Annotated in this window: 2 protein-coding genes and 1 pseudogene; 1 reads left to right on the top strand and 2 read right to left on the bottom strand. The window is 46.1% G+C overall.

The features are described from left to right. Nucleotides 1-43 precede the first annotated feature (43 nt). Nucleotides 44-1,234 (bottom strand): Coenzyme F420 hydrogenase/dehydrogenase, beta subunit C-terminal domain, encoded by a 1,191-nt coding sequence (locus CDG79_RS39690; RefSeq protein WP_094346934.1) that lies wholly within the window; start codon nucleotides 1,232-1,234, stop codon nucleotides 44-46. 235 nt (nucleotides 1,235-1,469) lie between these two features. After that, nucleotides 1,470-3,203 carry a R3H domain-containing nucleic acid-binding protein gene (locus CDG79_RS39685; RefSeq protein WP_094346933.1) on the bottom strand — a complete coding sequence of 578 codons (1,734 nt, stop codon included), beginning with the start codon at nucleotides 3,201-3,203 and terminating at the stop codon, nucleotides 1,470-1,472. Between the two features lie 186 nt (nucleotides 3,204-3,389). Between CDG79_RS39685 and CDG79_RS39680 the strand changes: the two are divergent. After that, a pseudogene (locus CDG79_RS39680) lies at nucleotides 3,390-3,589 on the top strand (Light dependent period protein LdpA domain-containing protein); the annotation flags it as partial.

Here is a 3,589-nt window from a genome sequence, read left to right as displayed (position 1 = left end):
GAATAACTATACTCAATTCCCAATGCCCAATTCCCAATTTTTATTATGGTAATTTATATTGCCCAACAATACGCTTGGCAAACTCTGGAACGTGCGCTTCTAATTTCTCTGGATGATTTCGCTTTACATACAAATAATTGCGAGTAAAGTGAGAATCAATGGAAAAACGCGCATATTCCAAACCTTTGGGGCCGATTTTCTCGATGACCACACCCATAAGTTTTGCTGCCCACATGGGAAGGGTAACGCCTTTATCGTAAGCAGGAATACTTTGCTGTACAGCTTCCTTGCGGTTGCCTTTAGACGTAACTGGTTGAGTATCTAACTGGTCTTGCACCAAATCCAGCATTTCCTTACCTGTGTCATTTCTAACGACAATCCACTGCCAGCCGAAGGGTGCGCCCATGTAGCCAACAACTAAATCCGCTAGGGAATTGACGTAATCAAAACAACTCATACAGGATGGGGCAAAGACATCTTTAAGTTTGTTGGTCTTCAAACCAAAGAAAGGCACTGTTTCTGATGAGCCATCCTCATGTTTGAAGTGAACCCGGAAGTCTTGCATGAATTCGTAATGTACGACTGTATCAGGCGATCGGCTAGTTGTTTCTAAGAATTTTTGCAGTCCGGCGCGGTTAACATTATCTACGCAGGGCGTACCCAAAACATACAGCTTTTCTAAACCCAGTTGTTTTTCTACGGCTCGTAATGCCTGAATTTGGCAACCAACACCAATTACCAATAGCCGCTTCATCCCCGATTTTTCTATCTGTTCTAATACAGAAAGATTCGGGGAAAGTGTTGGTTTATTTACCCGCGCTGCTAGTATTTCTTCTGGAGTTCGGGCGATGACAGGCATGGGTTGAAAGCGGTCTTCTTTGGTGTTTTGCACGCAGACTACACCTTCAACTAACCCACGATTAAGCATTTCAATAGCAATGCTGCTAACTATACCCGTCCATTGTGCGCCTTCAATGGGCTGCTGTTTTCGCGCTGCCATCATGTCTTGGTGGACACCAAAGTATAACTCATCAGGATTGTCGAGATGGCGCGATCGCGTGTGGGTTTCTTCTTCAAGTTCGCCTATTTGCTGATTAATAAAAGCGCAGGCTTCTTTGACATAGTGAATATAGTATGTATCGCATAGTCCGCACTCGCTACAAAGTTCTTTCGCAGGGCGGCGGCTGGTAGGTTTGAGAGCTTTGGCTTTTTTGTGAGGAGAAACTGAGGTCATATAAATTTTTTGTTTTATCCAGTAATCGCTTTTATTACAATACCTTCACTAGCTATGAACTTTCAGGGTAACTGAAAGTTTCAACATTTCAAAACCCCCTTTAAATGGGGGTTGATCGCATCAGGCTAATGATTAAGAGGCTTGCAGCACCTTCTTAGATGTCAAATGGGTTCTATAAGACATCAGTCTCTCCATTAAATCCCCTCTCCGATTCGGAGAGGGGTTAGGGGTGAGGTTACGCTGGATAAATCCGCAATCTTCTATTTGGTTCTTCACCAAAACTATGCGATTTGAGGCGATAGTGTTCTACCAACTCATGTTGCATTTTGCGGACTTGGGGAGAACGCGGTAATAATTCAACTGGCTGTCCTTTAGGAATCACAATTTGCTCAACAGCAAGTCTGGCTTCTTCAAGAGCATCCATCTCATCATCGCTACCATTGTGCAAAAACAGTTGCAATTCTAAGTCATCGGCCATTTCTGGGTCGTCCATGTTCAGCAACCGCCGCAAGCCACGGGTAATTTGCGGAATGGTGCTGGACTTAATCATGTGGATGGGTACATGACGGGCTTTGGCCATTTGGCGTAACTTGGCGTGGTTTTTGACGTGCGATCGCAGGGCTAAAATAGCATCTGCACTATCTATGTCTTTTGTCAAGACCACGGGTAAAGTTAGGACGCTAATTACCTGTTCTAGTTGGTGGCGGCTAACGCCATAAGGGTAAACGTGCAGTGGCAAATCTTCACCATTAGGCCCTGGCACTCTTGTAGCAGCATCCAAATCAATGCTCTCAGAATAATTGAAAGATTCATCCAGCAATCGATCGAACTCACTGCGTCCAGTCACCCGTTCTACAGGCAATTGCGGCAGTGCAACCATTTGTCCAGAAGAACGCCAGCCATTAGATGGTCGCGCCGGGGCGAAAGATTCTTCCACTGTCGCTAGCTGTCCTCCGCGACCGTTGACAACAGCTAACTGCCTTGAAACAGCGATCTTGCCGTGGTCATCAACGGTTCTGGTTTGTGGAGTAGCCTGACGACCCCGCAGCAGATTATCTACTGTGTCAGCAACACTTTCGTGTACTGTCCAACGTTGGCGTTCCAACATTTCCACAGCAATTTCAAAGGTAGGAGGGGCTTTCCGCTCCAAAACAGTCTTTTGAGAGCCTCGCCGCCTGGCTTCGTCGTCTCCCAGCGTCACAGCTTGGATACCCCCAACTAAATCAGCCAAGGTGGGGTTTTTAATCAGATTTTCGATCTGATTCCCGTGAGCAGTACCTACCAACTGTACGCCCCGTTCAGCAATAGTACGAGCCGCTAAAGCTTCCAGTTCCGTGCCAATTTCATCAATAACAATGACTTCTGGCATGTGGTTTTCCACGGCCTCAATCATCACCTGATGCTGTTGTTCTGGATGAGCCACTTGCATCCGCCGAGCGCGACCAATGGCAGGGTGGGCAATATCACCATCCCCAGCGATTTCGTTGGAGGTGTCAATAATCACCACTCGCTTATGCAAATCATCCGCCAAAACACGGGCAATTTCCCGTAAGGCGGTAGTTTTGCCCACGCCTGGACGACCCAGCATGAGAATCGATTTACCAGTTTCTACCAAATCGCGGATCATGCCAATGGTTCCGAATACCGCTCGACCAACGCGACAGGTCAAGCCAATAATCTTACCAGTACGGTTGCGGATAGCACTGATCCGATGCAAAGTTTGCTCAATTCCTGCCCGATTATCTCCGCCAAAAATTCCGACTCGTTCAATGCAATCATCTATCTGTTCTTGAGTAACAGGTATTTCGCTCAGATACTCAGCTTGATTCGGAAAGCGAGCTTCTGGGCGACGACCCAAATCCAAGACCACTTCTACTAAACTATCTCGTTTGGGATGACTCTCTAGTACTTGTTGCAGGTCTTGGGGCAAAATATCTAATAACTTTTGGAGATCGTCTGTAATCGTCATGCTTTCTATGGTGACGGAAACAACAGTAAATCGATACTTTCAGCTTCTAACTGTTCTCAAGCGCTCATTCAATGCTCAAACCTCCTACCTTGACTATACAAACATAAATTAAACATGAATTACAGGACTTTTTATGACTAAGTAATTATGCCTAATTAATGCTCACTTTCCCTTCTCTGCCGTGACTTAATTTGGCAAACCGACGGTCGTCCTATGAGTGGTGATATTGGTGATGGTACTACAATAGCCGCAGTGAAATTAGGGCAAAAAGTTTTGGCAGCCAAATTACCGGGATATGTGCAGTTAGCAGGCGGCACAAATAGCTATACCGTTGCTAAGTTAAAGGCAATGGGACTGCTGAAGGGAGGGGGACAAGGGAGAGGGGG

The sequence above is a fragment of the Nostoc sp. 'Peltigera membranacea cyanobiont' 232 genome (genome assembly GCF_002245985.1).
GTDB lineage: Bacteria > Cyanobacteriota > Cyanobacteriia > Cyanobacteriales > Nostocaceae > Nostoc.
Note: the sequence above shows the minus strand (reverse complement) of the source record. Positions and strands in the feature narration are given on the sequence as shown.